The sequence below is a fragment of the Streptomyces sp. NPDC057939 genome (assembly GCF_042887545.1).
Lineage (GTDB): Bacteria > Actinomycetota > Actinomycetes > Streptomycetales > Streptomycetaceae > Streptomyces.
Map to the genome: position 1 here is coordinate 35950 of NZ_JBHVPG010000024.1, position 22186 is coordinate 58135.

Below are 22186 nucleotides of genomic sequence, written 5' to 3' on the forward strand. Positions count from 1 at the left end.
TGAATTCGGTACAGCACCCTGTGTGCGCGGCAAGTAGCGGAGCGTTCACTTCCGGGGGTTTTCGCCGTGCGCGCTCCTCGCTGCCGCCGTGCGCCCTGAGCTGCGCACGATCCGATACCGCCGTCCGCTCCCCCTGAAGGGCGATTGTGCGGGATCATGTCCGCATGACCGAGGTGTCCTCCCTCACAGGGCGGCTGCTCGTGGCCACCCCAGCCCTCGCGGACCCGAATTTCGACCGCGCGGTCGTCCTGCTGCTCGACCACGACGAGCAGGGCTCCCTCGGCGTCGTCCTCAACCGCCCCACCCCGGTGGACGTAAGGGACATCCTGCTGCCGTGGGCGCCGCTCGCCGGTGACCCGGGGGTGGTGTTCCAGGGCGGACCGGTGGCGCTCGACTCCGCGTTGGGGGTCGCCGTGATCCCGGGCGAGGAGGGGCCGCTCGGGTGGCGCCGGGTGCACGGCGCGATCGGCCTGGTCGACCTGGAGGCCCCGCCCGAACTGCTGGCCGCGGCGCTGGGCGGGCTGCGCATCTTCGCCGGCTACTCCGGATGGGGGCCGGGCCAGCTGGAGGTCGAGCTGGGCGACGGCGCCTGGTACGTGGTGGACTCCGAACCGGGCGACGTCTCCTTCCCCGACCCCGAACGGCTCTGGCGGGCGGTCCTGCGCCGCCAGCGCAGCGACCTCGCGATGGTCGCCACCTATCTGGACGACCCGTCGCTGAACTGAGCCGGGTGGGGTTCAGTACCCTGGCTTTATGAGCACTCTTGAGCCCGATCGCGGGACTGGTACGGGGACCCTCGTAGAGCCGACGCCGCAGGTGTCCCACGGCGACGGCGACCACGAGCGCTTCGCCCACTACGTCCAGAAGGACAAGATCATGGAGAGCGCGCTCGGGGGCACCCCCGTCGTCGCGCTCTGCGGCAAGGTCTGGGTCCCGGGCCGCGACCCGAAGAAGTACCCGGTCTGTCCCATGTGCAAGGAGATCTACGAGTCCATGGGCGCCGGTGGCGACAAGGACAAGGGCGGCAAGGACAAGTAGGAAGGTCCTCGATCCGTTCGCCGAAGGTCCCCGTGTGCGCGGATGCGCGCCGGGGGCCTTTTGCGTGCCCCCGGCCCGGGTTAGTGTCGGCGCGACGAGCGCCCTGCGGAACGATCGTTGCGCAGGGCGCAACACGCTGTCTGTGGCGAAGGGCTGACGCATGGACCTGATCCCCGCACCCCGGAACGCGGTTCCCGACGGGGACGGACGGACGTACGCCTTCGGGCCCCGACCCTCCCTGACCGTCGGGCCCGACTCCGAAGGTGTCGCGCGGTGGCTGCGCCGCGAACTCGGAGCGGCCACCGGGTGGGAGCTCCCGGACGCCGGCCCCGGCGCGCGGGGCGACGTACGGCTGGCCGTCGACCCGGAGCGCGCGGGCGGCGACGGACCGGAGGCGTACCGCCTCGACATCGGCGAGGACGGCGTCGAACTGACCGGCGCCTCGGCCGCCGGGCTGTTCTGGGGCGCGCAGACGCTGCGTCAGCTGCTCGGCCCCGACGCGTACCGCAGGGCGCCGCTGCCCGGGCGGACCTGGAGCCTGCCGTACGCCGCCGTCGCCGACGGCCCGCGCTTCGGGTGGCGCGGGATGATGCTCGACGTCGCCCGGCACTTCCTCCCCAAGGACGGGGTGCTGCGCTACATCGACCTGCTCGTCGCGCACAAGCTCAACGTGCTGCACCTGCACCTGACGGACGACCAGGGGTGGCGCGTCGAGATCAAGCGCCACCCCGGGCTCACGGCGACCGGCGCGTGGCGGGCCCGCAGCCGTCGGGGGCACCGGGCCTCGCCGCTGTGGAACGAGGCGCCCCACGGCGGCTTCCTCAGCCAGGACGACATCCGCGAGATCGTCGCCTACGCCGCCGAACGGCACGTGCGGGTGGTGCCCGAGATCGACGTGCCCGGGCACTCCCAGGCGGCCATCGCCGCCTATCCCGAGCTCGGGAACACCGACGTGGTCGACACCGCCGCCCTGGAGGTTTGGGACGACTGGGGCATCTCGGAGAACGTCCTCGCGCCGACCGAGGCCGTACTGCGGTTCTACGAAGGCGTCTTCGAGGAGCTGCTGGAGCTGTTCCCGGTGGAGGTGTCCCCCTTCGTCCACGTGGGCGGGGACGAGTGCCCCAAGGCGCAGTGGAAGGCCTCCCCGGCCGCGCAGCAGCGGATCGCCGAGCTGGGCGTGGACGGGGAGGACGGGCTCCAGTCCTGGTTCATCCGGCACTTCGACCGCTGGCTCGCGGAGCGCGGACGGCGGCTCGTCGGTTGGGACGAGATCCTGGAGGGCGGCGCGGGGGCCGGCGCGCGGGCCGCGGAGTCCGGTGACGAGGTGAGTGCCGTGGGCCTCGGCAAGGGCGCCGTCGTGTCCTCCTGGCGGGGCTACGCCGGCGGGGTCGCGGCAGCCGAGGCCGGGCACGACGTGGTGATGTGCCCGGAACAGCAGGTGTACCTGGACCACCGTCAGGCGGACGGCCCGGACGAGCCGATGCCCATCGGGTACGTGCGGTCCCTGGAGGACGTGTACCGCTTCGAGCCGGTGCCGCCGAAGCTTTCCCCGGAGGCCGCCGCGCACGTGCTGGGCGCGCAGGCCAACGTGTGGACCGAGGTGATGGAGAACCAGAGTCGCGTCGACTACCAGGTGTTCCCGAGGTTGGCGGCCTTCGCCGAGGTGGTGTGGTCGACGCTGCCGGAACCGGAATCCCGGGACCACGCCGGGTTCGGGGCGCGGATGGTGACCCACTACGCGCGGCTCGACGCGCTCGGCGTGGAGTACCGGCCTCCGGGCGGTCCGCTGCCGTGGCAGCGCCGGCCGGGGGTGCTGGGCCGGCCGATCGAGGGGGAGCCTCCGATCGTGTGACCTCGGGGAGGGCGCCGTCCCCGTGCCGTCCGATGGCCGGAAGCGGAACTCTTCGGAAACCTTTGGAACTCTCTCCCGAATAAGGCTGATACGGGGAAAAACGGGCGCCCGGGCGTGTGGTCGTACGACCGCCGCCCGGGCGTCCCCGCGACGGTCGGACGGCGTCCGCGGCGGGGGCGCGGCACGAAGTCCGGCGCCGGGGCCGGTTCCGGGTCGGGCGGTACCCGGGAGACCCTCGCGCCGGGTGCTCCGGAAGATGTGCCAGAGTTGCCACCTCCCGGCGGTGAGGACGTACCGTACGGCGGACAGGCGTGAGCGCCGGGACCGGGACATCGGGAAGGGGCAGCTGGGTTGACCACGCACGCACCGCACGCATCGCATGCGGCTCAGGGGCCGCAACCTCCGCATGCGGCCCAGGCGGCGCAGTCCGTGACGCTGCCGACCTCGCTCGACGAGGCCGTGGCGGCACTCACCGCCATGCCCGCGGCCGTACCCGTGGCCGGCGGCACCGACCTCATGGCGGCCGTCAACGCGGGCCTGCTGCGGCCCGCCGCACTGGTGGGCCTCGGCCGGATCAACGAGATCCGCGGCTGGCAGTACCAGGACGGACACGCGCTGCTCGGCGCCGGACTGACGCACGCCCGGATGGGACGGCCGGACTTCGCCGCCCTGATCCCGGCGCTCGCCGCCGCCGCCCGCGCCGCCGGCCCGCCGCAGATCCGCAACGCGGGCACCCTCGGCGGGAACATCGCCACGGCCGCCCCGACCGGTGACGCCCTCCCGGTGCTGGCGGCGCTGGAAGCGATGCTGATCATCGTCGGCCCCGGTGGGTCGCGGCGCGAGATCCCCGTCTCCCACCTGCTGGCCGGCCGCGAGATGCTCCGGCCCGGCGAACTGATCGGTTTCGTACGGGTGCCCCTGCTGCACGCGCCGCAGGTGTTCCTGAAGGCCACGGGCCGCACGGGACCGGGACGGGCCCTGGCCTCCGTCGGACTCGTGCTCGATCCGGCGCGCAGGGGAGTGCGGTGCGCCGTCGGCGCGGTCGCCCCGATGCCGCTGAGGCCGCTGGAGGCCGAGCAGTGGGTGGCCTCGCTGATCGACTGGGACGGGGAACGGACCCTGGCCCCCGAGGCGCTGGAGGCCTTCGGCGAGTACGTCGCGGCCGCCTGTGTGCCCGACCAGGGGGAACCGGTGTCCTCCGGAGTACTGCATCTGCGGCGGACGGTGGCCGTGCTGGCGCGCAGGGCCCTGGGGAGGGCACTGACCTCATGAGTGAGAACGAGAACGTGAGCGGAACGACCGGCAACTCGGGCAACTCGGGCAACGGGGGCGGCGCGGGCGCCGACTGGGGCTGGGAGCCGGTGCCGCACGGCGGCGAATTCGACTCCGAGGCCACGGCCTTCGTGAAGCTGCCGCAACACATGCTGGACGCCCTCGACAGCGGCGAGCCCCTCGCCGCCCCCGGACACGGGTACGTGCCGCCGCCGATGATCGTGCCGCTCGGCTCGGCCAGCGCCGACCCGACGGCCACGGGCACCTGGACCATGCCGGTCCAGTGGCCGGAGGCCGGAACGGGCAGCGCGGGCGGGGCGGGCGCCGACACGGCGCCGGGCCGCGGGCCGATCCCGGCGTCGATCCCGCTGCCGCCGTCCGTGGCGGCCGCCTACGGGGACGGCGGCCCGGAGGAGACCGGCCACGACCCCGATCCGTCCGCGACGGCCGAATGGCGGTTCCCCGAGGCGTCGCAGCAGTCCGACGAGTCCGTGAGCACCGGGCAGTGGACGCTGCCCACCGGCGGAGCGGGCGGAACGGAACTTTCCGGCGACACCGGGCAGTTCACGGACTTCTCCGACCCTTCGGGCTACTCCGACTTCCGGAACGTGCAGGACTTCGGGGGTGTTTCGGGCTACGCGGGTTCTTCGGGTGGTTCGGGTTCTTCGGGTGGTTCGGGCGTGGACGGCTTCGCGGGTGCCGACGGATTCGCGGGTACGGGCGAGTTCGCGGGTGCCGACGGATTCGCGGGCGCATCCCAGGACGGTTACCCGGGCGAGTACCGGGGCGGGTACGCCGGGGGCTACCAGGAGGACGGACGGACGGACACCTTCGGCGGCGCGGCCGGCGTCGGGGCGCCCTCCGGGGAGTCCCAGGAGCGGTCCGCGGACGCCGACTGGAGCCGGGCTCCGGTGACGCTGCCGGGCGGAGCCGCCGCCCCCTGGGTGCAGACCCCCGCCGACGCCGGGGCCGCGGGCGCCGGGATGCTGACCGGCGGCGTGCTGCCGGGCGGGACCGGACCGGCCGGAGCCGGCGAGGACGCCGCGCGGACCGCGGGGCCCGGGGCGGGCGCCGCGGGGCGCGGCCCGAGGGTGTTGGGCGGCCCCGGTGTGGGCACCCCGCTCCCGGAGCCGCTGCCCGAGCCGGAGCCGCTGCTGCACGCCACCCCGGACATCGACGCCGACCACGGCCCGGCGCTGACGCCGGTCGCGGAGGAGCGGCCCCGTCCGGTGGAAGCCGGGGCTGCCACGGGCCCCGGTGACACGCACGGACACGGATTCGAGGCCGCGCCGCCCGCACCGGGCGAAGCGCAGGCCGCGCCCGTGCCGGACGACGGCACCGCCGACAGCGACCAGGCACCCCCGGCCGAGGACGACGCCGAGGGATTCCCGGTGCAGGGGGCGACGTACGAGGACGAGGAAAGCCCCGCCGTCGCCCAGCACGAGCACCCGGCGGCCTCCTACGTGCTGCGGGTCAACGGCGCCGACCGGCCCGTCACCGCCGCCTGGATCGGCGAGTCCCTGCTGTACGTGCTGCGCGAGCGCCTCGGCCTGGCCGGCGCCAAGGACGGCTGCTCGCAGGGCGAGTGCGGGGCCTGCGCGGTGCAGGTCGACGGCCGGCTCGTCGCCTCCTGCCTGGTTCCGGCCGCGACGGCCGCCGGCAGCGAGGTCCGCACCGTGGAGGGGCTGGCCACGGACGGGGAACTCTCGGACGTGCAGCAGGCGTTGTGCAGGTCGGGTGCGGTGCAGTGCGGGTTCTGCGTCCCCGGCATGGCCATGACCATCCATGACCTGCTGGAGGGCAACCACGCCCCCAGCGACCTGGAGACCCGGCAGGCGCTGTGCGGCAACCTGTGCCGTTGCTCCGGCTACAAGGGCGTCATCGAGGCGGTCCGCGAGGTCGTCGCGGAACGCGGGGCGCCGGCGGCGACCGGCACGGACGACGAGGCGACGGCGGGCGGTTCCGCGGGCGGCGCGGGCGAGCCGCGGATCCCGCACCAGGCACTGCCCGGCGAGGGCGGCGTCCAGGGTGGCGTCCAGGGTGGTTCCGGCGGCGCGGGCGGTCCGGGCGACTCCGGTCATCTCGGCAACCCGGGCAACCTCGGGATCACGGGCAACCCGGGCAACCCCGGGCACCCCGGCAATCTCGGGATCCAGCACAACGGAGGCATGGCGTGAGCGGGCACGACGGGGCCACGGCCACGACCACGGCGACCACCACGGCCACGGCCGGCGTCACGACGGTGACCGTCGGCGGCGACGGCGACCAGCAGCGGACCGCGCGCGGCATCGGAGCCTCCGTCCCCTCGGCGGACGCCCGCCCCAAGGCCGAGGGCACCTTCCCGTACGCCGCCGACCTGTGGGCCGAGGGCCTCCTGTGGGCCGCCGTGCTGCGCTCCCCGCACGCCCACGCCCGGATCCTGTCCGTCGACACCTCGGCCGCCGCCGAGATGCCCGGCGTCCGGGCCGTCATCACCCACCTCGACGTCCCCGGCGCCGGCACGCACGGCCGCCGCATCGCCGACCGGCCCGTCTTCGCCCACGACGTCGTGCGCCACCACGGCGAGCCCATCGCCGCCGTCGCCGCCGACCACCCCGACACGGCGCGCCTCGCGGCCGCCGCCATCGCGGTCGAGTACGAGCTCCTCGACCCCGTCACCGACCCCGAGCAGTCCTTCGGCGCCGCCCCGCTCCACCCCGACGGCAACCTGATCCGGCACATCCCGCTGCGCTACGGCGACCCCGAGGCGACCGGTGAGATCGTCGTCGAGGGCCTCTACCGGATCGGCCGCCAGGACCCCGCGCCCATCGGCGCGGAGGCCGGCCTGGCCGTGCCGCGGCCCGACGGGGGCGTGGAGATCTACACCGCCTCCACCGACCCGCACACCGACCGCGACCTCGCCGCCGCCTGCTTCGGCCTGGAGCCGGACCGGGTACGGGTCGTCGTGACCGGCGTCCCCGGCGCGACCTCCGACCGCGAGGACCCCGCCTTCCAACTGCCGCTGGGCCTCCTCGCCCTGCGCACCGGCTGCCCCGTGAAACTGGCCGCCACCCGCGAGGAGTCCTTCCTCGGCCACGCCCACCGCCACCCGACCCTGCTGCGCTACCGCCACCACGCGGACGCCGAGGGCCGGCTGGTCAAGGTCGAGGCGCAGATCCTGATGGACGCGGGCGCCTACGCCGACGCCTCCTCCGAGTCCCTGGCCGCGGCCGTGGCCTTCGCCTGCGGCCCGTACGTCGTCCCGCACGCCTTCGTCGAGGGCTGGGCGGTCCGGACGAACAACCCGCCCTCCGGCCACGTACGGGGCGAGGGCGCGATGCAGGTCTGCGCCGCCTACGAGGGCCAGATGGACAAGCTGGCCGCCGCGCTCGGCATCGACGGAGCCGAGCTGCGCATGCGCAACGTCATGGCCACCGGCGACATCCTGCCCACCGGCCAGACGGTGACCTGCCCGGCGCCCGTGGCGGAACTGCTGCGTTCCGTACGGGACTACCCGCTGCCCTCCCTCCCCAAGGACACCCCGGAGGAGGAATGGCTGCTGCCGGGCGGCCCCGAGGGCGCGGGCGAGCCCGGGGCGGTGCGGCGCGGGGTCGGGTACGGCGTAGGCATGGTCCACATGCTCGGGGCGGAGGGCGCGGACGAGGTCTCCACCGCCACCGTGAAGGTGGTCGGCGGCACCGCGACCGTCATCTGCGCGGCCGTCGACACCGGCCAGGGCTTCGCGACGCTGGCCCGCCAGATCGTCCAGGAGGTCCTCGGCGTCGACGAGGTGGCGATGGCCCCCGTCGACACCGACCAGCCGCCGGCCGGCCCGTCGGCGCACGGCCGCCACACGTGGGTGTCGGGCGGCGCGGTGGAACGCGCGGCGAAGATGGTCCGCACCCAACTCCTGCAACCCATGGCGCACAAGCTCGGCATGTCGACCGAGCTGCTGCAGATCGCGGACGGCCGGATCACGTCGTACGACGGCGCGTTCTCGATGTCCGTCCCGGAGGCGATAGAGGGCAAGGAGCTCTGGGCGACCGCCCAGTGCCGCCCCCATCCGACGGAGCCGTTGGACGCGGACGGGCAGGGCGACGCGTTCGTCGGCCTGGCGTTCTGCGCGATCCGCGCGGTCGTCGACGTGGACATCGAACTCGGCTCGGTCCGGGTCGTGGAACTGGCCGTCGCGCAGGACGTCGGCTGCGTCCTCAACCCGCGCCAACTGGAAGCCCGCATCGAAGCGGGCGTCACCCAGGGCGTGGGCGCCGCCCTGACGGAGAACCTCCGCTCGATCGCCGGCCTCGTACGCCACCCGGACCTGACGGGCTACGCCCTGCCGACGTCGCTGGACGCCCCGACGGTACGCATCGTCAAGCTCGTCGAGGAGCGCGACGTGGTGGCCCCGTTCGGCGCGAAGGCGGCCAGCGCGGTTCCGGTGGTGACCACCCCCGCGGCGATCGCCTCGGCCGTCCGGGCGGCCACGGGCCGGCCGGTGAACCGGATCCCGATCCGCCCGTCGGCCGCGGTGGCGGCGCCGGTGGCGGCACCCAACTCCTGATCGGACGCGCCGCGTTGCCGGCCGCCCCGGGCTAGAGTGATCACGGTGGGTGCGCGAACGTACCCGGTGCGTGACGGGAGGCCGGTGTGGCGGCGGTGTCAGGGGCATCCGGGGCCGGTGTCGCCGGGGGCGTCGCGGACGCCCTGACGCGGCAGGCCCGGGCCCTGGAGGTCGAGTACGCGTCGATGACCGGCTACCGGAAACTGGTCGACGCCCTCCTGGAGGAACTCGACGGCTCCGAGGCCGCCGACGGACGACTCGCCCACGGCGCCCTCGCGCGGGGCGCGCTGGGCGGTGGCTTCGCCGAAGCGGATTCCCTCTTCCGTGCGTACTCGACGGTCCACACCGAACTCCGCTCCCTCTCCCGCGCCCTGGCGGCCCAGATCGAGGCCCTGGGCATCGCGATCCGGACGGCGGGCAAGGGCTACGGGGACGTGGACGAGGACACGCGGCAACGGATGCGGGCCCTCGTCGGACAGTCGAAGCGGGACTACGTACCCGACCGCGACCCGCGAACCCGCGAGGAGCGGGCGCGCGAGGAGCGGGCGCCCCTGGAGGCGGGGCCGGACGCACCGGCCGAACGGCCCGGCGCGAGCACGGCGGAGGGCAGCCTCTGATGGCCACGGACTTCGAGGGTCACACGCACGAGGGGCTGCTGGCCATGATCGCCTCCATCGACCCGGAGGCGGTCACGGCGCGGGCCGCTCAACTCGCGAACGCCGCGAAGGCGATCGAGGAGATCGGCGAAAGCCTCAAGAGGCACCGGGTCGGGGGCTGGGAGGGCGAGGCCGCCGACGCCTTCCGGGACTGGGTCGGCCGCGCGGGCAATGCGACGCTCCGGCTGTCCGCATATGGCGCCGAGGCCGGCAAGTGGCTGACCGAAGCCGCCCAGACCATGATCGAGGTCAAGGCCAACACCCCGCCGTACGACACCGCCGCGGCGGCGAACCTCCGATCGGCCCGAGCGAACCACAACGACCCCGACGCCGGGGAAGCCGCCCGAACGGCCCACACCAAGCTCAACGCCGACCACGAACGAGCGATCCAGCAACTGACGAAGCTGGCCCAGTCCTACGAGGCCTCGGCAACCCAACTGACCCGAGCCGAAACCCCGACGTTCCCACCCCCGCCGGGGGTGTTCGTGCCTGGGGGGTACTCGGGTTCGAGCAACCTCGCTCGCTCAGGTGGTGAGCCAGGACGGGAGGTCGGCGCGGGCCACGGAGCGGACCCTGTGCCGCTCATGACACACGGCGCGCCGCACAACTGGCCTGACCACCCGCTTCGTCCCTCGGGCGCCCAGGACGGTTTCCCGCTTGCGGGCATGGAAGCAGGACGGGCATCGGCCGGTTCCGGCAGTGACGTGGGCTTGAGCCTCGACCAGGTTGTGACACCGCCGAACCGGACGATGGAACCGCCCACGCATACGTCCGGGGGAGTGGGGATCGGGCCGGTGAGCAGTGGAATGGGCGCGGCAGCGGCACCAGGACCGGTTCCACTTGCCACGCTGCCGCCGACCACTGGCGTGCACGGCTCCGGGGGCGCGAATCCAGTCGGCACTAAACCCCCGGGTGCTGGTGGCGGAGTGAGTCGGATGGGTGTCACCAGTCCTCCGTCCGGTCATGACTCAGGTTTTTTCGGCGGGCGGCCCCTCGCCCCCAACACCCCGATTACGGGAATTCCTCGTGGCACGGTGATCGGTGCGGACGGTGCGCACCCGATGGCCCGCAGCGCGGGGGGTGCTCTGGGCGCACCACTCGGCAGCCCGGGCACAGTGTCCGGTCGCCGGCTGTCGATGGAGCCGGGCGCTGTCGTAGGCGGACGACAGGCGTTGACGGGGGGCAGGCCGTTCACCGAGGGAGGGTCAGGTTTGGTGCGCAACGGAATGGGGTCGGGCCCGTTTGGCGGGGCCATGGGTCACGCCGGTGCGACCGGCCAGCCGCAGGGGAGCCGACGGAGCGATCAGGCGGAGAGCCGCCCCGACTACCTGATCGAGGACGAAGAGACCTGGCAGAGCAACCATCGCGTTGTCCCGCCGGTGATCGACTGAGCAGAACGGACCTTGCACGGGATGCGCATGCAGAAGTCGACCTCGGCCGTGGTGGGTCTGCTGCTGACCGGGGTGGCGGTGAATCCTGCCCTCGCGCAGACGATTCGGGAACAGCAGTGGCACCTCGATGCCATGAAAGCCGATGAGATCTGGAAGACCAGCACGGGCAAGGGAATCACCGTCGCCGTCATCGACAGTGGTGTGGCCCGCGTTCCCGAGTTGGAGGGTCAGGTCGTGCCTGGGCGGGATCTGGCGGCATCACAAGAAGGTGATGAGCGTACGGACTACGACCATCACGGCACTTCCATGGCCGCGATCATCGCCGGAAGCGGAGAACATCCCAGCGGAGATGGGGCGATTGGGCTTGCTCCGGACGCAAAGATCCTTCCGATCCGCGTTCCGATCGAGGGCGACCCCGCACGTGCATCCTGGACACAAGCCATTCGCCATGCCGCAGACTCGACCGCGAAGATCATCAATATCTCCATGGGTACGGACATCGAGGACCCGGCACGCCTGGACGCAGTGAAGTATGCGCTCGCCAAGGGAAAGTTGATTTTCGCAGCCGCCGGGAATGACGCGGAGACCCTGAACGATCTGCGCTATCCCGCTGCAACGCCTGGTGTCGTAGGTGTCGGGGCGGTTGATGCCGAAGGCGCAGCCACCCGGGAATCGCAGCACGGGCCGCAGGTGGACATGGCGGCGCCCGGCGTGGACATTGTCACGGCCTGTGCGGGACGGACCGGGCTGTGCACCAGTCACGGGACCAGTGACGCGTCCGCGCTCGCGTCCGCCTCCGCCGCGCTCGTCTGGGCCGCGCACCCCGGCTGGACCAACAACCAGGTTCTCCGGGTCCTCCTGAACACCGCCGGGAAGCCCGTGGACGGCGTCGAGCGGAACGACTACGTCGGCTACGGCGTCGTGCGCCCCCGGATTGCGGTGCCCGCGCCCGGGGATCCCGGGCCGGCGGACGTGTTCCCGCTCCCAGACCTGGCTGCGGCTGCGGCCGAGGTCGAGGCCGGGAGGACGCCGCCGCCCGCCGCCGGCCCCGCCCACCGGCCCGCCGCCCAGGGAGTGGGGGAGGGGGAGCGTAAGGGGGACGGACCCCCCTGGCTCGCGCTCGGGCTCGGAGCCTGCCTCCTCATCGGTGGGGCCGTCGCCGCAGCCGTCGTACGCCGTACCAAACGCTGACCCGACCCGACCACAGCCACCCCGACCACAACCGACCCGACCCAGGAGCGCACACGATGTCGTTCGACGAGGAATGGTCCGCCGCCCGCGCCACGGCTGCGGCCAACGTCTCCCTGCGACTCGATCGGGCGTCCCCGCCCGGACCCCAGGCCGGCGGCGCGGACCTGGAACTCGACCAGGACCACATCGGGGCCGTCGGTTCCGAGGCGCACCGGCTCCACTCGCGCCTCCAGACCGACGGCAAGCACGCCGCCACCGCGACCGCCGAGGCGGCCGGCGCGCTGGCGCGGGAGGGATTCGCGAGCGGCGCGGCCCTGAGCAGGGTGAACGCGCGCTGGGAGAGCCAGGTGAAGACCCTCGTCGCCGCCTGCGCCCAGATCTCCAACGGGCTGAACTACTCGCTCTCGTCCCACAACAAGGACGAGCAACAGCTCTACGCCGCCTTCACCACGTCCAAGCTCGACGGATACCTCAAGTAGGCGGGCCCGTGCTGACGTACGAGAACGTGCTGAACGCCCCGCTCGACAAGCTCCTGACGGCCGCGAGTGACTGGCAGGCGATGGCGGGCAAGCTCGACGAGCTGGCCGAGAGCGCGCGCAACGGCATGAAGGCGAAGTCCGACAAGGCCGAGTGGAGCGGGGTCACCGCCGGCGTGGCCAGACCGTTCGTCACCAAGACGGCCAAGGAGTTCGAGGACGCGGCCAAGGAGGCCAAGGGCGTCCACCTGGTGCTCACGGACGCGCACACCACCTTCAAGGTCGCCCGCGAGCAGCTGAAGAAGATCGCCGAGGACGCGCCGGCGGCGGGTTTCCGGGTCGACGGCGCAGGCCGGGTCGTCGTCGTGCCGCTTCCGACGGAAGCGGACCGGAACGCCGCCCGCCACGACCCCGACTACCAGGAACTCCTCCGCACGAACCGGCAACTGTGGCAGCAGCGGGTCGACCGGGCGGTGGAGGACGCGCAGGACGCGGACGACTCGCTGGTGCGCGTCCTGCGGGCCAACGTCGCCGAGGACCACAACTTCGGTGCTCCGAAGTTCGCGACCCTGGACGCGGAACAGTCCGCCCGCGCGGCCGCCCTGATGCGGACGGTCTCCGGCGAGGGCGGTACGGCCCGCAACATCGGGGCGCTGCGCGAACTGGAGGAGCTGCTGGACGACAACCGGACGGATCCCGAGTTCGCGACGTCCTTCTACCGTTCGGTCGGCGCCGAAGGCACGTTGGAGATGTACGCGAAGATGTCGCTGGACGCCACCGGCCTGGGCCCCACGGGTCGGGATCGTCAGATGATGGTCGCCAACATCCAGAGCGACATGGGCGCCATGCTCGGTCTGGCCACGCACAAGGACGTTCCGCACCACCTCGACGCCGCCTGGACACGGCAGTTGATGAGGGCCGGCCACAAGGAGTTGGACGTCACCGGCGTCGCCGGGCTGAACGCCAGGGTCTTCGGGTACCAGGCGCTGGGCTCGCTGCTGCGCGAGGGCACGTACGACACCGAGTTCCTGACGTCGGTCGGACGGGACATGGTCGCCATGGACCGCAAGGACCCCAACGGATGGGCGTACGGGGTTCCGTACGACATGGACATGGCCCTCAACCACGGTGTGGAGGGCGGCAAGGGCTTCTACCCGCTCACCGGGCTGATGGAGGCCCTCGGCAACAACCCCGAGGCGGCCACGGCCTTCTTCAACGAGCCCGTCCGCGAGGACAGCAACCGCGACGGCATCGTCACGACGGCGGACAGGACGGTCCCGGGGCAGTACGGCAAGGCACAGGGCATGGTCGATTACATGCTCGACAAGCCTCCGGGTACGGACGGTTTCGACGCCACGCGAACCGGAGGCCTGCACGCGGGACAGCAGGCGGTGGGCGACGCGCTCATGGCCGCCGTCTCCCACCGGTCCCCCGGGGACGAGGACTCTCCGCCGGTGCCGCACACGAAGGAGATGGCGGCCGTCATGGAACGGATCGTCGAGAAGATCGGCGACAAGCCGGAACTGGTGGCGGCCGACCCCGGAAAGCCGGACGGGCCGCTGAAGGGCCTGTCCGGCCACTTCGGGCAGATGGCGGCGGAGTACATGCCGGACATCCAGGCGTCGGCGGAGAACGGCAGTCGGATGATCCGGGCGAACGGCGAGATGGCCGAGTTCGACAAGTCCGCCATGGCGAGCTTCGTCGGGGCGGTGGGGCAGGACCCGGACGCGTACGGCGCGATGACCAACGCCCAGCGGGCCTTCACGACGACCTTGGTGAACGACGTGATCGTCCACCGGGCCGAGTACGAGGAGGTCGACGCGGCGATCAAGAGCGCCGTCCACCCGGGCGGCCAGATCGCCGGAATCCTCTCCCAGGCCCGGGCGGAGGGCGTCTTCGCCGAGAGCGCGCACAAGCAGGAGGAGTACGTCCAGGGCGTGGAGGACAACGCGAAGTGGATCGAACGCGGCATCGACGCTGCGGGCGGCAAGTACCTGGAGATGGTCCCGCTGGCGGGGGACGTCGTGACGTGGCTCCAGGAGGACATCACCGACAGCGTGGTCAAGGGAGCGGAACAGGACCAGGCGACGAAGACCGACGAGGTCAATGGGAAGGCCGCGATCGACTACACGGATGCGGCGACCGGGGCGGGCGTTTCTGCGGCAGCGGCGGTACGCCATGCCGCTGAGGGGACAGGAATGAACCAGAGGTCGATCAACGCCCTCGCCGGTGTGGCATCCACGGAGACATCCAATGCCCACGCGGTCGGACGGGGACAGGTAGCCACAGCGAACGGTGGATCCTGATGCGGACCACTCAATTCCGGATCCTGTGTGCCGCCTGGTTGGCTACGGCGCTACTTACAGGGTGTGGTGGCGAGGAGAAGAAGGCCGCAGCACCACAGTTGTCGGAATATAACTGTTTCGGTCTGTTTACTAGGGCTGAGCTGGCGCCCCTGATGGGTTACGGCGAGGTCGTTGAAGAGACCTCGCCGATCGATGTCCGACTGAGCGCGGTGCGCCGTGCGGCAACCTGCAGCATCAATGTTGATGGCAATGGCCGGGTGCGTTTCATGGCCACACGACAACCCTTGGGCCAAAGCTTCTTCTGGCACACCGACCGAAACCAGCCCCCGCCCGACCCCCTCCCCCTCGGCGACAAGGGGATCGTGTGGGACACCGGGGCCCGGGTCGCCCTCACCTGTGACGGTCCTACCGATGCCTTCGAGCTGGAGTTGGGGATCAGTGGCTCCGTGGAGCACATGGAGCCGGGGACCTCGCGGGCGTTGTTCGCGCGGCTGATGGCGAAGTACCTGGCGGCCGCCCGGGAGCAGACCCGGTGCGGGCAGTAGGGGTGGCGGGGCCCCGGGACGTGCTGAAGGCCGTCCAGGGGACCTCCCGCCTCTGGACGGCCTTCAGTAGAAGCCGTGACCGGAATCGAACCGGCGTAACTCGCTTTGCAGGCGAGTCCCTCAACCACTCGGGCACACGGCTGTGGGGTGGTGCGTGATGTTGCTCGGTGTTGCTCGGTGTTGCGTGGTGTTGCTTGGTGCTGGTCATGAACGTACGGGGAGTCCCGGGGGTGGGGAAGGCGAATCGGGGGGCTGCAATGTGACTGCCATGTCGCGTTCATGGACCTAGGTCGCCCGGCCGAGGCGGAATGGGACTAATTGACAGGGGCGCTCGCAGGCTACGCACCTTACTCTGGGGCGATGAGCGCCCTTGAACCCCGCGTGCCGAGCGGGTCCGATTCCACCGTGCCCGTGCAGTCGCCGCAGCCGCCGCCCGGCGGGATCATGGAGCCGGCGTACCGGGCGCTCAGCATCGGGATCATCTCGGTGATCTTCCTGATCGCGTTCGAGGCCACCGCCGTCGGGACGGCCATGCCCGTCGCCGCGCGGGAGCTGGACGGGATCGCGCTGTACGCGTTCGCGTTCTCCGCCTACTTCACCACCAGCCTGTTCGCCATGGTCCTGTCCGGGCAGTGGTCGGACCGGCAGGGGCCGCTGCGGCCGCTCACCGTCGGCATCGGGGCGTTCGCCGCCGGGCTGGTGTGTTCCGGGACCGCCGGGGCCATGTGGGTGTTCGTGCTCGGGCGGGCCGTGCAGGGCTTCGGTGGCGGGTTGGTCATCGTCGCCCTCTACGTCGTGGTCAGCCGGGCCTACGAGGAGCGGCTGCGGCCCGCGATCATGGCGGCGTTCGCGGCGAGCTGGGTGGTGCCGTCGATCGTCGGCCCGCTCGCCGCCGGGACGGTCACCGAGCACCTCGGGTGGCGGTGGGTGTTCCTCGGGATACCGGCGCTCGTCATCGTTCCGCTCGCCATAGCGCTGCCCGCGATCCGGCGCACCGCCTCCGGCCCCGTCGAGGGCGGCGGGGGGCCCGCCGCCTTCGACGGGCGGCGGATCCGGCTCGCCCTCGGGATCTCCGCCGGCGCGGCCCTGCTCCAGTACGCCGCCCAGGACCTGCGGTGGCTGTCACTGCTCCCCGGGGTCGTGGGCGCGGCGCTGCTGGTGCCCGCCGTGCTCGGGCTGCTGCCGCGCGGGACGTACCTGGCGCGGCGCGGGCTGCCGTCCGTCGTGCTGTTGCGCGGGGTGGCGGCGGGGTCGTTCATCGCCGCCGAGAGCTTCGTGCCGCTGATGCTGGTCACCCAGCGGGGCCTGAGCCCGACGCTGGCCGGGTTCTCGCTCGCGCTGGGCGGGGTGACCTGGGCGGCCGGGTCCTGGGTGCAGTCCAAGGGGCGGACCGCGCCCTACCGTGAGCGGCTGATGGTGCTCGGCATGGTGATGGTGGCGTTCGCGATCGCGGCGGCCCCGGCCGTGCTCGTGGAGTCCGTGCCCGTGTGGACCCTGGCTCTCGCCTGGGGCGTCGGCTGCCTCGGCATGGGGCTGGTGATCGGTTCGACGAGCGTGCTGCTGCTCAAGCTGTCCCCGCCGCAGGAGGCGGGGACGAACTCCGCCGCCCTGCAGATCTCGGACGCCCTCGCGAACGTGGTCCTGCTGGCCGCGGGCGGCGCCGCGTTCGCCGCGCTCGGCGGGGGAGCGGTGGGGGCGGCGGGGCACGCCGTCGCGGCGGGGGCCTCGCATCCGACCGCGTTCGTGGTGGTCTTCCTGCCGATGGCCGCCGTCGCGCTCGTGGGCGCCTGGGTCGCGACCCGGCTGGACCCGGCGTAGCAGCCAGGACCCGACCGAACCCCCGGCTCGACCATCACCGCCAGGCGCCGGAATCCTCATGGCACCGAGTGGTACCGCGCGGTACCGTGAAGTCATGGCCGGACTCAACGTCAGATTCACCGAAGAAGAACTGGAAGCCCTGCGCGAGCGCGCCGAGGCGGAGGGCCGCAGCATGCAGTCCTTCGTGCACGACGCGGTCATGGGCGCCGTGAACGAGCACGCGCGACTGTTCGACGAGGCGGCCGAGCACGTCCTCAAGGCGAGCGCGGAGCTGAACCGACGGCTCGCCTGATGCGCTACCTCACGCTCTCCGAGCTGCTGAACCTCGCGGAGCGTCTCGGGGCGAACGAAGTGCGCGACTACGGACTGCTCGACTCCGCGCTCGCACGCCCGCAAGCGAGCGTGTTCGGGCAGGACGCCTACCCGGACATCTGGCAGAAGGCCGCGGCCCTCATGGAGTCCCTGGCCCGCAACCACGGCCTGATCGACGGGAACAAGCGCATCGCCTGGTACGCGACCTGGGTCTTCCTGCACGTGAACGGACACCCGCTCGACGGGGCGTTCGACGTGGACGAGGCCGAGCAGTTCGTGCTGGACGTCTGCCAGGGCGTACTGGACGTCCCCAAGATCGCCGAGCAGCTGCCGAGGTTCGCCTCCCGGTGAAGCCCGCGAGGTGAAGCCCGCGAGGCGAGGCCCGCGAGGCGAGGCCCGCGAGGCGAGGCCCGCGGGGCGACGCCCCGGGAGGCGGCGCACAGGTGACGCCCGGGCGACGCCCGCGTCACTCCGGGCGACGCTCCGGCGGGCCCGGTGGACGTCGTGTGTGACGCTCACCGCACCCGCCGAGGTCACGGGCCTGTCCCTCCGCGAGGGGCGCGCGCGGGCCGGTAAGGTGGCCCGGTTGTCCTACGTACGACCGCGGATGACCGCGTTACGACCGCGACCCGCGACCGAGACGAACCGGAGACCGTGACTACTACCGCCTCCCACCACCTCTCACCCGCCTTCCCCGGCCGCGCGCCGTGGGGTACCGCCAGCAAGCTGCGTGCCTGGCAGGAGGGTGCCCTGAACCGGTACCTGGAGAAGCAGCCGCGCGACTTCCTCGCGGTGGCGACCCCCGGCGCCGGCAAGACGACGTTCGCGCTCACCCTGGCCTCCTGGCTGCTGCACCACCACGTGGTGCAGCAGGTGACCGTGGTCGCCCCGACCGAACACCTGAAGAAGCAGTGGGCCGAAGCCGCCGCGCGCATAGGGATCCGCCTGGACCCCGAATACTCGGCCGGCCCGCTGAGCAAGGACTACCACGGCATCGCGGTGACGTACGCGGGCGTCGGCGTGCGCCCGATGCTGCACCGCAACCGCTGCGAGCAGCGCAAGACCCTCGTCATCCTCGACGAGATCCACCACGCGGGCGACTCGAAGTCCTGGGGCGAGGCCTGCCTGGAGGCCTTCGACCCGGCGACCCGCCGGCTGGCCCTGACCGGTACGCCCTTCCGGTCCGACACGAACCCGATCCCCTTCGTCACGTACGAGGAGGGCAACGACGGCATCCGGCGGTCCTCGGCCGACTACACCTACGGCTACGGCAACGCCCTCGGTGACGGCGTCGTCCGGCCCGTGATCTTCCTGTCCTACAGCGGCAACATGCGCTGGCGGACGAAGGCGGGCGACGAGATCGCCGCCCGGCTCGGCGAGCCCATGACCAAGGACGCCATCTCCCAGGCCTGGCGCACGGCGCTCGACGCGCGCGGCGACTGGATGCCGAACGTGCTGCGCGCCGCCGACCAGCGCCTGACCGAGGTCAGGAAGGGCATCCCCGACGCGGGCGGCCTGGTCATCGCCTCCGACCAGGACTCGGCACGCGCCTACGCCAAGCTGATCCGCGAGATCACCGGGACGAAGGCGACCCTGGTGCTCTCCGACGACACCGGCGCCTCGAAGAACATCGACACCTTCAGTGGGAACGACGACCGCTGGATGGTCGCCGTCCGCATGGTGTCCGAGGGCGTCGACGTCCCGCGCCTCGCGGTGGGCGTGTACGCGACGACGATCTCGACGCCGCTGTTCTTCGCGCAGGCCGTGGGCCGCTTCGTGCGATCGCGCAGGCGCGGCGAGACCGCGTCCGTGTTCCTTCCGACGATCCCCTACCTCCTCGGCTTCGCCAACGAGATGGAGGTCGAGCGCGACCACGTCCTCGACAAGCCGAAGAAGCAGGGCGAGGAGGATCCGTACGCCGAGTCCGAGAAGGAGATGGACGAGGCGAACAAGCTGGAGGACGAGGACCTCGCCGAGGACGAACAGATGTCCTTCGAGGCGCTGGAGTCCGACGCCGTCTTCGACCGGGTCCTCTACGACGGCGCCGAGTTCGGGATGCAGGCCCACCCCGGCAGCGAGGAGGAGCAGGACTACCTCGGCATCCCCGGGCTGCTGGAGCCGGACCAGGTGCAGATGCTGCTCCAGAAGCGGCAGTCGCGGCAGATCGCGCACAGCCGGCGCAAGCCGGACGCGGAGGCGGACCTGCTGGAGCTGCCCGCCGACCGGCGACCGGTGGTCTCCCACAAGGAACTGCTGGAGCTGCGCAAGTCGCTGAACACGATGGTGGGCGCGTACGTCCACCAGAGCGGCAAGCCGCACGGGGTGATCCACACCGAGCTGCGGCGCGTGTGCGGCGGACCGCCGAGCGCGGAGGCCACGGCGGGTCAGCTGCGCGAGCGGATCAAGAAGGTCCAGGAGTGGGCCACGCGGATGCGGTAGCGCGTCAGTGGGCCACGCGTATGCGGTAGCGCGTCGCGGCCGTCCACCTGGAGAACGGATACGGATCGGGGTCCGTGCGCCGCTGCGCACGGACCCCGCTCTCGTGGTGCCTAACGCTTACGCGTTGGTACGGCGACGACGGCCGGTGCCGGCGACCAGGGCCGCACCCATGGCGAGCGCGACGCCGGCGCCACCGATGGCCCAGCTGGTGGCCGCGTCGGAACCGGTCTCCGCGAGCTCACCGGCGGTGGTGGTGCCACCGTTGTTGGTGGTGCCGCCGTTGTTGCTGTTGTCGACGATCGGCGTGGTGGAGGTGCCGCCGTTCGGCTTGGTGCCGGTGTTGCCGCCACCGTTGTTGTTGCCGCCGCCGTTGCCGCCGGAGACGATCTTCGACTCGACCCAGACGGTCTCGGACCAGACGTCCTCTTCGACGTTGCTGCCGCCGGCGACCGCGATGGCGATGTTGCCCTTGGGGGCACCCGTGCCGAACTTCACGCGGACGTCGAGCTTGATCTTGCCCGCCGGGATCTGCAGGTCGTCGTTCAGGAGCGCGACCGGCACGCCGCCCTCGCTGATGACCTGCACCGAGTGCCAGGTGCCGTTCCAGAAGACCTGGACCTGGACGTCCTTGCCGCGGAGCTTGCCGTGCTCGTCCTCGACGGCGAGGACGAGGACGTAGCTCTCCTGCGGCTTGTTCTTCGAGTTGTCGACCGCGACGGAGAACTTCGTCCAGGTGCCGGTCTTGAAGGTGGCCGGGACGTCCTTGAGCTCCAGGACGGGACCGGTCGCGAGCAGGTCCTCGTCGCCCGCTTCCAGCTCGGCCTCGTCGGCGACCGGCTTGGTCTCCGGGGTCTTGGCGTCCGGCGTGGCCGGGGCGACCGGGGCTACCGGCGCGACCGGGGCGACCGGCGGGACGACGGGCGGGGCGACCGGGACGACGGGCGCGACCGGCGCGACGGCGGCGGGGGTCTCGGCCGGGGCCTCGACGGCCTTCTCGGCCGGGGCCTCGGCGGCGGGCTTCGCCGCGGCGGGGGCCTCGGCGGCCGGGGCCTCCGCGGCCGGGGCCGCGTCCGGCGTGGTGACGGCGGTCGGCTGGGCCTCGTCGGCCATCGCCGGCGTCGCCATGAGGACGGTCGGACCCACGACGGCGGCGGCGGCCACGACGGCCATGCGCTTCAGATTCACTTTGACTTCTCTCCCCTGTGTGAGCTCAGGGCCGTAACGGCCTGCCCACCCCCAGCAACTTTTGAACATGATCAGAGTAATGGGCGTGTAAAGCGATTTTCAGCAGATGATCATTACGAATTGATACATGCGTGCGGAGCAATCCGTGCAAATCGGCGCCATGCGCCCGGATTCTGGACGAGGCCTTCCGCTGAGCGGACCCGCTCGCTACTGTCCCCGCATCGAACGCCCCGTGGCAGCGCCGCCGCGGGAGCGCAGCCGGTGCCATGGCCGCTACCGGCGGCCTCTCCGTGCGTCGCCGAGGGACCGGCAGCGCTCCACCCCGTGAGAGTCACCGCCGCCCACCGAAAGAGGGAGAGGCGTCGTGACCGCGGAAACCTCCCAGACTCTCGACCGAGGACTCAGAGTCCTCAAGCTGCTCGCCGACACCGACCACGGTCTGACTGTCACAGAGCTCTCCAACCGACTCGGTGTGAACCGCACCGTCGTCTACCGCCTGCTCGCCACCCTCGAACAGCACGCCCTGGTCCGCCGTGACCTCGGCGGCCGCGCCCGCGTCGGGCTCGGAGTGCTGCGCCTGGGACGCCAGGTCCACCCCTTGGTACGGGAGGCCGCCCTGCCCGCCCTCAGGTCGCTCGCCGAGGACATCGGGGCCACCGCGCACCTGACCCTCGTCGACGGCACGGAGGCGCTGGCCGTGGCCGTCGTCGAGCCGACCTGGACGGACTACCACGTCGCCTACCGGGCCGGCTTCCGCCACCCGCTGGACCGGGGCGCGGCCGGACGGGCCATCCTGGCGGCCCGTCAGGGGGCGCTCATCGAGCCCGGATACACGCTCACCCACGGCGAACTCGAAGCGGGCGCCAGCGGCGCCGCCGCTCCGTTGGTCGGCATCACCGGGCTGGAGGGCAGCGTGGGCGTCGTCATGCTGGCCGACGCGGTCCCGGAGCGGGTGGGACCCCGGGTCGTCGACGCGGCACGCGAGGTCGCCGACGCCCTGCGCTGACCCCGCCACGACACCTGCCGATCCCGGCCCGGCCGCGAGCCCGGCCGGGTTTCCGTACGCCCGGCCGCGGTCGGCCGTACGGGCCGCCCCGGAGGCCGACCCGCCCGGGCCCCGACCCCGTAAGCCCGACCCCGGACCCCGACCCCGTACGCCCGGACC

The 22186-nt window shown here is 72.3% G+C and carries 18 protein-coding genes and 1 tRNA gene; 17 read left to right on the plus strand and 2 right to left on the minus strand.

Features of this window, described 5'->3' with window-relative positions; all coding sequences use genetic code 11:
• The first annotated feature begins 164 nt into the window (after window positions 1-164).
• The 12 genes from ACFVS6_RS24430 (at window position 165) to ACFVS6_RS24485 (ending at window position 15267) form a co-directional block, all read left to right on the plus strand.
• Entirely contained in the window at window positions 165-725 is a 561-nt protein-coding gene (locus ACFVS6_RS24430; RefSeq protein ID WP_281211014.1) for a YqgE/AlgH family protein, read from the plus strand.
• A gap of 28 nt (window positions 726-753) precedes the next feature.
• Window positions 754-1038, plus strand: a complete 285-nt coding sequence (locus ACFVS6_RS24435) for a DUF3039 domain-containing protein (RefSeq protein ID WP_281211013.1) — start codon at window positions 754-756, stop codon at window positions 1036-1038.
• A gap of 160 nt (window positions 1039-1198) precedes the next feature.
• On the plus strand, window positions 1199-2890 hold the full coding sequence (locus ACFVS6_RS24440; protein ID WP_389706872.1) for a beta-N-acetylhexosaminidase: 1692 nt from the start codon (window positions 1199-1201) through the stop codon (window positions 2888-2890).
• Window positions 2891-3241: 351 nt separating this feature from the next.
• A complete protein-coding gene (locus ACFVS6_RS24445; protein ID WP_389706874.1) occupies window positions 3242-4162 on the plus strand; it encodes an FAD binding domain-containing protein in 921 nt (306 codons plus the stop codon).
• Window positions 4159-6339 carry a 2Fe-2S iron-sulfur cluster-binding protein gene (locus tag ACFVS6_RS24450; RefSeq protein WP_389706876.1) on the plus strand — a complete coding sequence of 727 codons (2181 nt, stop codon included), beginning with the start codon at window positions 4159-4161 and terminating at the stop codon, window positions 6337-6339. The genes ACFVS6_RS24445 and ACFVS6_RS24450 overlap by 4 nt, the downstream gene beginning before the upstream one ends.
• Window positions 6340-6404: 65 nt before the next feature.
• Window positions 6405-8702 (plus strand): xanthine dehydrogenase family protein molybdopterin-binding subunit, encoded by a 2298-nt coding sequence (locus ACFVS6_RS24455; RefSeq protein ID WP_389707003.1) that lies wholly within the window; start codon window positions 6405-6407, stop codon window positions 8700-8702.
• 95 nt (window positions 8703-8797) lie between these two features.
• Entirely contained in the window at window positions 8798-9319 is a 522-nt protein-coding gene (locus ACFVS6_RS24460) for a DUF2563 family protein (RefSeq protein WP_389706878.1), read from the plus strand.
• A complete protein-coding gene (locus ACFVS6_RS24465; RefSeq protein WP_389706879.1) occupies window positions 9319-10749 on the plus strand; it encodes a hypothetical protein in 1431 nt (476 codons plus the stop codon). The genes ACFVS6_RS24460 and ACFVS6_RS24465 overlap by 1 nt, the downstream gene beginning before the upstream one ends.
• A 21-nt stretch (window positions 10750-10770) precedes the next feature.
• On the plus strand, window positions 10771-11940 hold the full coding sequence (gene mycP, locus ACFVS6_RS24470) for a type VII secretion-associated serine protease mycosin (RefSeq protein WP_389706881.1): 1170 nt from the start codon (window positions 10771-10773) through the stop codon (window positions 11938-11940).
• Window positions 11941-11996: 56 nt separating this feature from the next.
• Complete coding sequence (locus ACFVS6_RS24475; protein ID WP_389706883.1) at window positions 11997-12419, plus strand: hypothetical protein; 423 nt, start codon at window positions 11997-11999, stop codon at window positions 12417-12419.
• Between the two features lie 8 nt (window positions 12420-12427).
• A complete protein-coding gene (locus ACFVS6_RS24480) occupies window positions 12428-14722 on the plus strand; it encodes a hypothetical protein (protein ID WP_389706885.1) in 2295 nt (764 codons plus the stop codon).
• 266 nt (window positions 14723-14988) lie between these two features.
• Complete coding sequence (locus tag ACFVS6_RS24485; RefSeq protein ID WP_389706887.1) at window positions 14989-15267, plus strand: hypothetical protein; 279 nt, start codon at window positions 14989-14991, stop codon at window positions 15265-15267.
• A 70-nt stretch (window positions 15268-15337) separates the two neighbouring features.
• Here the strand turns inward: ACFVS6_RS24485 and ACFVS6_RS24490 are convergent.
• Window positions 15338-15409 (minus strand) — tRNA-Cys (locus ACFVS6_RS24490).
• Window positions 15410-15627: 218 nt separating this feature from the next.
• Here ACFVS6_RS24490 and ACFVS6_RS24495 point away from each other — a divergent pair.
• The 4 genes from ACFVS6_RS24495 (at window position 15628) to ACFVS6_RS24510 (ending at window position 19836) form a co-directional block, all read left to right on the plus strand.
• On the plus strand, window positions 15628-17085 hold the full coding sequence (locus ACFVS6_RS24495) for an MFS transporter (RefSeq protein ID WP_389706889.1): 1458 nt from the start codon (window positions 15628-15630) through the stop codon (window positions 17083-17085).
• A gap of 94 nt (window positions 17086-17179) precedes the next feature.
• Entirely contained in the window at window positions 17180-17377 is a 198-nt protein-coding gene (locus tag ACFVS6_RS24500) for a plasmid mobilization protein (RefSeq protein ID WP_389706890.1), read from the plus strand.
• Entirely contained in the window at window positions 17377-17748 is a 372-nt protein-coding gene (locus tag ACFVS6_RS24505; protein WP_389706892.1) for a type II toxin-antitoxin system death-on-curing family toxin, read from the plus strand. The genes ACFVS6_RS24500 and ACFVS6_RS24505 overlap by 1 nt, the downstream gene beginning before the upstream one ends.
• Window positions 17749-18051: 303 nt before the next feature.
• Entirely contained in the window at window positions 18052-19836 is a 1785-nt protein-coding gene (locus ACFVS6_RS24510; protein ID WP_281209574.1) for a DEAD/DEAH box helicase, read from the plus strand.
• Between the two features lie 117 nt (window positions 19837-19953).
• Here ACFVS6_RS24510 and ACFVS6_RS24515 read toward each other — a convergent pair whose 3' ends face one another.
• Complete coding sequence (locus tag ACFVS6_RS24515; protein ID WP_389706894.1) at window positions 19954-21021, minus strand: hypothetical protein; 1068 nt, start codon at window positions 21019-21021, stop codon at window positions 19954-19956.
• Window positions 21022-21385: 364 nt separating this feature from the next.
• Here ACFVS6_RS24515 and ACFVS6_RS24520 point away from each other — a divergent pair, with 364 nt between their 5' ends.
• A complete protein-coding gene (locus ACFVS6_RS24520) occupies window positions 21386-22027 on the plus strand; it encodes an IclR family transcriptional regulator (RefSeq protein WP_069920456.1) in 642 nt (213 codons plus the stop codon).
• The last annotated feature ends 159 nt before the right edge of the window (window positions 22028-22186 follow it).

Excerpts from the sequence above, each read along its gene's own strand:
- ACFVS6_RS24430 (WP_281211014.1), top strand. The coding sequence starts at position 165 with ATGACCGAGGTGTCCTCCCTCACAGGGCGGCTGCTCGTGGCCACCCCA.
- ACFVS6_RS24435 (WP_281211013.1), top strand. The coding sequence starts at position 754 with ATGAGCACTCTTGAGCCCGATCGCGGGACTGGTACGGGGACCCTCGTA.
- ACFVS6_RS24440 (WP_389706872.1), top strand. The coding sequence starts at position 1,199 with ATGGACCTGATCCCCGCACCCCGGAACGCGGTTCCCGACGGGGACGGA.
- ACFVS6_RS24450 (WP_389706876.1), top strand. The coding sequence starts at position 4,159 with ATGAGTGAGAACGAGAACGTGAGCGGAACGACCGGCAACTCGGGCAAC.
- ACFVS6_RS24465 (WP_389706879.1), top strand. The coding sequence starts at position 9,319 with ATGGCCACGGACTTCGAGGGTCACACGCACGAGGGGCTGCTGGCCATG.
- mycP (WP_389706881.1), top strand. The coding sequence starts at position 10,771 with ATGCGCATGCAGAAGTCGACCTCGGCCGTGGTGGGTCTGCTGCTGACC.
- ACFVS6_RS24475 (WP_389706883.1), top strand. The coding sequence starts at position 11,997 with ATGTCGTTCGACGAGGAATGGTCCGCCGCCCGCGCCACGGCTGCGGCC.
- ACFVS6_RS24485 (WP_389706887.1), top strand. The coding sequence starts at position 14,989 with ATGGCCACACGACAACCCTTGGGCCAAAGCTTCTTCTGGCACACCGAC.
- ACFVS6_RS24495 (WP_389706889.1), top strand. The coding sequence starts at position 15,628 with ATGAGCGCCCTTGAACCCCGCGTGCCGAGCGGGTCCGATTCCACCGTG.
- ACFVS6_RS24500 (WP_389706890.1), top strand. The coding sequence starts at position 17,180 with ATGGCCGGACTCAACGTCAGATTCACCGAAGAAGAACTGGAAGCCCTG.
- ACFVS6_RS24505 (WP_389706892.1), top strand. The coding sequence starts at position 17,377 with ATGCGCTACCTCACGCTCTCCGAGCTGCTGAACCTCGCGGAGCGTCTC.